Raw genomic sequence first — 6,670 nt, 5'->3', positions numbered from 1 at the left:
TCCAGAGCTTCCGCCGCATCGCGGTACGGTACGAGCGCCACGTCGAAAACTTCCTCGGCTTCGTCCACCTCGGATGCATCGTCGTGTACCTCAGGAGACTCCTGGACGATTTATGAGATGACTTCTACTACGTCATCATCCTGGCTGGCAAGTACGGTTCCGTAGATGACGCCACTGGCATTAGTTGGACTCATCGAGAGTACGAATATGCCGTTTCCCAGGGCATCCCGGTGCTCGCATTTATTCGCGACGACGCCCACATCACCCAGGACAAGGTCGAGCAGGACTCGTCGAAGCGAAAGAATCTAGCGGCGCTCAAAGGCGTGCTGCGAAGCAAGCACATGGTCCAGCCATGGACGGACGCCCACGACTTGACTACAAGAGTAGTCGAGTCGCTGAGGAACCATATCAGTGACGACGAGGATGGACACAGCCCGCGTCCAGGGTGGTATCGTGGCGATAGCCTAGGATACTCTGGCAATGTAGCGGATGAACTTGCGCGACTGTCCGCGGAAAATGATACGCTGCGACGTCGGCTTGATGAGATCAATGCTAGCCGGGCGCCCCAACTTGATTTGGTGGATATAGGGAACCTAAAAATCACTGAGTTCAAGGCTCAGCGAAGCCTATACACGTTTAATTCTTTCGGCCGAGCAAACAGTCCTTCGTCCATCGCCAGCGTAATGATAGGCACTGTGCCGACAGAAGAGTACGAGAAATTCTTGGACGACGTCAATCGCAGCTTCGAGGTCAAGTTGCGAATCGTGAACAGTGGAAATAAGGCAGCCAAGGACGTGGTCGTTGATTTTGAATTCATGCCCTGCACCGAGGCCGCATTGATGGAACCCGAGTTGCCCCAGTCGGCAATAATGGCTACAGTATCGATTCCGCCCCGATGGAAGACCGATCCGGCCGAGCATGCCTACATAGATCAGCGTCGGCGGGATGGCGACAGTGCTTTCGTACGACAACGGATTCGGTCCGTCTCACCTGGCATTGGCGAGGACTTGGTGCCGTTCGTGGTGCACTCAAAGCACTTGAACGGTGAGGGATGGACCATGGTGTGTAAATACTCGGTTACGGATTCCGAGGGCTCTACTCTAAAGGGCAGTTTCTCGATCGCCGTCGAGTTTGACCGTACTAAGACAATGACTGAGACGGAGATTAAGACGGCATTTCGCGCAACCAAAAGTTGAATTGGTTCAGCCTGGCGCTGCTCTGACGACAAGCAGCTTCCAAGTAGCCGGCCCATCATCTTCGTCCTCGAAGCATTCGAACTCCTCCTCGGCCGCCGGAGCGACCGGAGCCCGCTCGACCGCCTCGATCACCGGATCCGGCTCTCCCTCGGGCCCCTCGTCCCCGTCATCCTCGCCGAGCTTCACGCACCGCCCTCCTGCGGCCCGACGCGCACGACCGCCGCGTGCTCATAAACCCGCTCCGCGGTCCCGCCCCCGTAAAACTTCGCCATCTCTCGCTTTAGCAGCCACGTTGTGAAGATCGTCCTGAGCTCGGGCCGCTTGTGCCGATAATCGATCACCTCCCGCGTCCCGGCGATCCTGTCTGGAATCCACCCTGACGCAGCCGGCGCACCATCGAGCTCGTCGCCCACGTCATCGAATACCAGCACCGTCGCCCGCTTCGCCTCGCGCCGCGCCTCGATCGCCTCGGGACTCTCCCCACGCACGTCCCGCACCGCGACGAACCGCGCCCCTCGCGCGATCCTCACCCGCTCCGCGAGCCGATCCGACGCGAACCGCGGCCGCTCCCCCGGCCTCGCCGCGGGCCCGCTCCCGAGCGCCGCCATTCGCGCGTCCTCGGGCAACCCGTCGAGCGCGCCCAGCTCGATCACGCGCCGAAGCATCACGCACGCCGCCGAGGTCTTCCCGACCTGCGGCTTGGGCCCGAGCAGGACCACATTCCGGCCCGCCTCGACGGCCTCCGTGAGCTCCCGCCGAACGCGTGGCCAGTCCTGGATCCGCTTGTGCTTCAGCCGCTCGGCCGCCTCATCCTCCCCGGGGATCGCCCATTGGAAACGCGGCGGGATCGAGCGCAGGGCCGGAAGCAGCTCCCGCTGATACTTCGCCCGGACCTCGTCTTCCACGCAGCCTTCGCACACGCCGGGCAGGCGCGTCGTCCGCCCGCAGTCATTCGCGCACGCGTACACCCCGACGGGCGGTCCTGCAAAACTGGTCAAGGTCTCCGCCACCGATTGAAAGCCAACGCGCCTCATAAGTACCCACCTCCGGACGGAGCCACCATCTCGCCCGAATCGAAGAACTCGAGAGGGGCCTCCTTTTCGCTGGCATCCCCGAGCGGCTGCAATCCCACGGCCCGACGAGGACCAGGCGCCCCCGTCCGCCTGTCCTCGGTCATGACCTGCTTCCAGGCGAACTTGATCCCCATGCGGATCCAGTTTTCCCAGGCTGCCTCCCAATCCGCCCAGCGTTGATCCTTTGCCTTTGCCTTGCTGCAAAACGTGGCGATCTCGTGATCCACGTCCGCTTCGGTCCACGCGAGCCCGGCATTTTTCGCTTGAGCCAGCGCCCATTGCCGCTTCCCTGGCGAAGGGGCCCAGCCATCCGGCATCGGGACAAGCGGCTTTCGCCGCTTCGGTGCCTCGCCCCCGTCGCTCGCCGAGGTGATGCCGACGAGCCCCATCTGGTAGGGCCCGGCCTCGCCCCGCGCCGCGCCTCGAGCCCGACGCTTCGAGCTCCGCGCTATCGTCGCCTCTTTCTCTGGATCTCTTCCTGGATCTTTCCGATCATGATCCAGAGAGAGAGGGAGAGAAGCGGGCCCCGCTGAACCGCCGGGCGGTCCAGGGTGAACCGCCGGGCGGTCCAGACTGGACTGCCGGGCGGTCCAGGCTTGGGCGTCCTTGGCGCCGTTCTGAACCGCCGGGCGGTCCAGGACCGCGTTCTCGCTGGACTGCCGGGCGGTCCAGGCTTGCGCGTCTTCTGAACCGCCGGGCGGTTCTGGTAGCACCGCCGGGCGGTCCAGCCGCTTCGAGGCCCGCTCCCGCCGCCGCGGCTCCCCAGGCGGCCCGCTGAGGGCCTCGACCGCGATCCGGAAGGGCAACACGGGCCGCCGCGCGGTCGGCCCCTCGACCACCAGGACACCGAGCGTCCGGAGGAACATCACGACCTCCGCGACAACCGACTTCGAGGTCCCAAGATCGCGGGCGATCGTCCCGAGGTTCGTCCGCGCGATCCCGTCGTGATCCACGCGCAGCGCAATCGCGAGAAGGACCGCCTTTTCCGCGAGCTTCAGATCGGCCCGCGTCGCCTCCCGGATCGCGCAGATCGCCACCGCGCCGACGCTCCGACCCGCACCGAGTACGCCGGGATCGAGCAGCATCCTATTCCCCGAACAGCCCGAGTTGGTGCGCCTTCCGCATGTGCCGCGCGTCCGTGCTTTGCGACTGGATCGCCTCGCGTGCTCGCGCCGCGATCCTCTTGTCGATCTCGCTTCCGAGGAACCGCATCCCGAGCCGCCGCGCGGCAACCCCCGTCGAGCCGCCCCCCGTGAAGAAGTCGACGACGAGGCCCCCGGGCGGAGCGACGACCGAGAGGCACCGCTCGATCACCTCGGGAGGCTTGGCGGTTTGGTGATTCCGGGCCTCGTGATGCAGCCGCGAGACGTTCAACACGTCCCCCGTGCTCGCGTCGTGAAAGACGCCGGTCCCCTTGACGAAGTGGAGGACGACCTCGTGTTGACGCCGGAACCCCGTCCCGAGGGCCGGCGCTCCCTTGTCCCAGATGATCATCCCCTGCCAGCGCAGTCCGCTCGATTCGAGCGCCGGAGCGAGGAGCGGAACCATGCGCCAATCGCAGAAGACGCCGAGGCTCCCGCCCTCGACCAGGATCCGGAACGCCTGAACCGCGACGCAGCGCAGGAGCCACACGATCCCCGCGGATCCCATGTTGTCATTGATGAACCAGCCCATGGCCTTCACGCTCTTGTGCGTGATCATCCCGCGGGCCTGGCGCTTGGCGGACTCCGTGTACCCGCCCGAGCAGTAGGGGGGATCAGTCCACACGGCGTGCGCGCACGCGTCCGGGAGCGTTTCGGCGAAATCGAGGGCGTCAGCCGTGGCGACGTGCCACCCGGCCGAGCCTGCGATCACCTCGTCGGTCGAGCCCTCGCGCCCGAGCAAGAGCGAATCGGGAGCCGCTGACTTCGAGCGAGCCACCATGGCGAGGACGGTATCAGCCCGCGATCGAACGTCTCAACTGAAACAAGCCGCAATGATGGACATTATCCGTCCGATCCCAATGAGACAGAGAATGGCAGATCGCACCGATACGGTAACGGTGCAGGGCGCCCCTCCGAGCGTAGGCCGAGACAACCGCGAACGCGGCAGGATCGAAGCCGTTTCCATGACGAATGCACGTCTCGGCCCATGATTTACGCCATCTCAACGTAGGACACGGAATGTCCGAAGGGATGCCATTTCATACTGGCAGTTCGCCACCCCCACAGCGGATAGTGCCCTCATACGCGATGGCACCTCGAGCGACCCGTCCCAAGAACGAGCCGAGCAAACGCCGCGAGGAGGACGCCGAGGGACCCAACTCCCGCTCGGCGCGCGCGCGGCCTACGCGAGGAGCAGGGGAGGGGACCACGAAGCCGAGCACCGCGGCGCCTCAAGACGAGGTGCGGATCACCGTGAGCCCTTCCTCCGCGGGAAAACGCTTTGATCGCGAAGCGTTCGTCCGGGCACTCGCCGCGCTTGTCGTGGCAGACCTTTTGGACTATCCTCCCAAACCGTGACCATGCGATTGCTCAACATGCGGATCGCGCTGTACGCACGGCGCTCGACCGACGAACATCAGATGGCCTCCGTGGAGGTCCAATTGCAGGAGGCGCAGCGCTACGTCCTCGCAAACGGGGGGACCGTGGCGCCCCAACACGTCTTCATCGACGATGCCGTGAGCCGCGCCGAGTTCAAGAAGCGGCCCGGCCTGATCTCCCTCCTGAACGCCGCGAATGCGGGTCAATTCGACGCCGTCATCGTCCGCGACGACTCGCGCCTTGGCGGGGATACCTTTCGATCCGGCCTCGTGATCCAGGACCTTTTGGAGACCGGAACACGGCTTTTCTACTACTATAAGAATGAGGAAGTCACGCTCGACGGCGCAGTCGACAAGTTCATGATCGCGGCGCGGAGCTTTGCCGCGGAGCTCGAACGGGAGAAGACGTCCCAGCGCACGCACGAGCACCTTCTGACGAAGGCCCGGCGCGGGTTCGTCGTCGGCGGCCGCGTGTACGGGTACGACAACGCCGAGGTCCTCGATGGCGAGCAGCGCGTCCGCGTCGAGTACAAGATCAACGAGGAGCAGGCGCAGATCGTTCGCGAGCTTTTCAAGAGGTACGCTGAAGGCGAGGGCCTCCGCTCGATCGTGAAGGACCTAAACGCGCGCCGAGTCCCGCCGCCGCGAGCAGGCAAGCGAGGGACGGGATCGTGGGCGACCTCGGCCGTCTGGTCGATGCTGCGCCGCGAGCGCTACCGCGGGATCCTCGTCTGGAACACGAGGGAGAAGACATACAAGGGCGGAACCAAGGTCCGGATCGCGCGGGATCCTTCCGAGTGGATCCGCACCGAGGTGCCCCAGCTTCGGATCGTGGACGATGAACTCTGGTTCGCCGTCCAGGCCAGGGCGCAGACGCAAGAGCACCGCGAGACCCGGCGCGGCGCCGGCCGGCCCGCGCGCCACCTTCTTTCAGGCCTCGCCCGCTGCGGTCAGTGCGGCGGACCGATGACCGTGACGAACGGCAAGCGCAGCTACGAGACCGTGAAGGTTTACGGCTGCGCCTACAGCCGCGATCGAGGCAAGGCCGTCTGTACGAACACCCTGCGTCGGCCCATGGACGACATCAACGACGCCGTCGCCAGGTGGATCTCACAGACCGTTCTGTCCGAGGAACTCCTTCTCGACGTGATCCATCACGTGCGGACCCTCCTCGCCGAGCGGACGACCAAGACGACGACGGAGCTTCCCCGAATGGAGAAGGAGGCCACGCGGCTCCGGACCGAGATCGATCGTCTCGTCACGGCCCTGGCGACGATCGACCAGAAGCCCGAGGCCGTGATCCGCGCCATCGCCGAGCGGCAAGAGGAACTCTCCGCGCTCGAAGCCCGCCTCCGCGGGGCCAAGGCAGCGCCCGAGGCGATCCAGCTCGAGCTCCGGCGGATGGAGGCGGAGGCCCGCCAACGACTCGATGAGCTGAAGGGCACCTTGACCCGCAAGCCCGAGCAGGCCCGCGAGGTGATCAGCATGCTCTTCGACGGGCCGATCAAGCTCACGCCGATCGAGACCCCCGAAGGGAAGCGGTTCTGGGTGGAGGGATCCGCGAACCTGTGGGCCCTGTTCGCGGCAGGATGTCTTAAATCAGCGTCCCCAGCGGGATTCGAACCCGCGTAACAGCCTTGAAAGGGCTGGGTCCTGGGCCGGGCTAGACGATGGGGACGGGTGCTTCCGGTGAAGCGGGCGCGAACCCTAGCGTTCGTCGGGCTCCAGCGCAAGAGCATTCCGCTCTCCCTTTGCCGAAAATTTTGCAACTCACACCACAATCCAACCCCACCTGCCCGCTCCGCCCGACCGCACCAGCATGCCCGCCCAGCATGCCACCCAGCCAACCGCCTCCACTCCCCGCCTGCACCCCCTCGACC

6 protein-coding genes and 1 tRNA gene are annotated in these 6,670 nt (G+C 65.1%); 2 read left to right on the top strand and 5 right to left on the bottom strand.

Features of this window, described 5'->3' with window-relative positions:
- The first annotated feature begins 230 nt into the window (after positions 1–230).
- Entirely contained in the window at positions 231–1,196 is a 966-nt protein-coding gene (locus QHF84_RS42490; protein ID WP_281319292.1) for a hypothetical protein, read from the top strand.
- A gap of 6 nt (positions 1,197–1,202) precedes the next feature.
- Here QHF84_RS42490 and QHF84_RS42485 read toward each other — a convergent pair whose 3' ends face one another.
- Genes QHF84_RS42485 through QHF84_RS42470 form a run of 4 tightly spaced genes read right to left on the bottom strand, consistent with a single transcriptional unit; the run spans position 1,203 to position 4,192 of the window.
- Entirely contained in the window at positions 1,203–1,382 is a 180-nt protein-coding gene (locus tag QHF84_RS42485) for a hypothetical protein (RefSeq protein ID WP_281319291.1), read from the bottom strand.
- Positions 1,379–2,230, bottom strand: coding sequence for a hypothetical protein (locus tag QHF84_RS42480; RefSeq protein ID WP_281319290.1), 852 nt, complete (start codon positions 2,228–2,230; stop codon positions 1,379–1,381). Before QHF84_RS42480 ends, QHF84_RS42485 begins: the two co-directional genes overlap by 4 nt.
- The gene (locus QHF84_RS42475) at positions 2,227–3,354 is read right to left on the bottom strand and encodes a hypothetical protein (RefSeq protein ID WP_281319289.1); all 1,128 of its coding nucleotides are present in this window, start codon (positions 3,352–3,354) and stop codon (positions 2,227–2,229) included. Before QHF84_RS42475 ends, QHF84_RS42480 begins: the two co-directional genes overlap by 4 nt.
- 1 nt (position 3,355) lies before the next feature.
- Complete coding sequence (locus tag QHF84_RS42470; RefSeq protein WP_281319288.1) at positions 3,356–4,192, bottom strand: site-specific DNA-methyltransferase; 837 nt, start codon at positions 4,190–4,192, stop codon at positions 3,356–3,358.
- A gap of 580 nt (positions 4,193–4,772) precedes the next feature.
- Between QHF84_RS42470 and QHF84_RS42465 the strand changes: the two genes are divergently transcribed.
- Entirely contained in the window at positions 4,773–6,422 is a 1,650-nt protein-coding gene (locus tag QHF84_RS42465) for a recombinase family protein (RefSeq protein ID WP_281319294.1), read from the top strand.
- Here QHF84_RS42465 and QHF84_RS42460 read toward each other — a convergent pair.
- Positions 6,394–6,468, bottom strand: a tRNA-Glu gene (locus QHF84_RS42460). The two genes, QHF84_RS42465 and QHF84_RS42460, sit on opposite strands and share 29 nt — an antisense overlap.
- Positions 6,469–6,670: the final 202 nt, after the last annotated feature.

Source organism: Polyangium sp. y55x31 (assembly GCF_029946505.1).
Taxonomy (GTDB): Bacteria; Myxococcota_A; Polyangia; order Polyangiales; family Polyangiaceae; genus Polyangium.
Note: the sequence above shows the minus strand (reverse complement) of the source record. Positions and strands in the feature narration are given on the sequence as shown.

Coding starts and splice junctions, on each gene's coding strand:
- QHF84_RS42480 (WP_281319290.1), bottom strand. CDS start 2,230: ATGAGGCGCGTTGGCTTTCAATCGGTGGCGGAGACCTTGACCAGTTTT.
- QHF84_RS42475 (WP_281319289.1), bottom strand. CDS start 3,354: ATGCTGCTCGATCCCGGCGTACTCGGTGCGGGTCGGAGCGTCGGCGCG.
- QHF84_RS42470 (WP_281319288.1), bottom strand. CDS start 4,192: ATGGTGGCTCGCTCGAAGTCAGCGGCTCCCGATTCGCTCTTGCTCGGG.
- QHF84_RS42465 (WP_281319294.1), top strand. CDS start 4,773: ATGCGATTGCTCAACATGCGGATCGCGCTGTACGCACGGCGCTCGACC.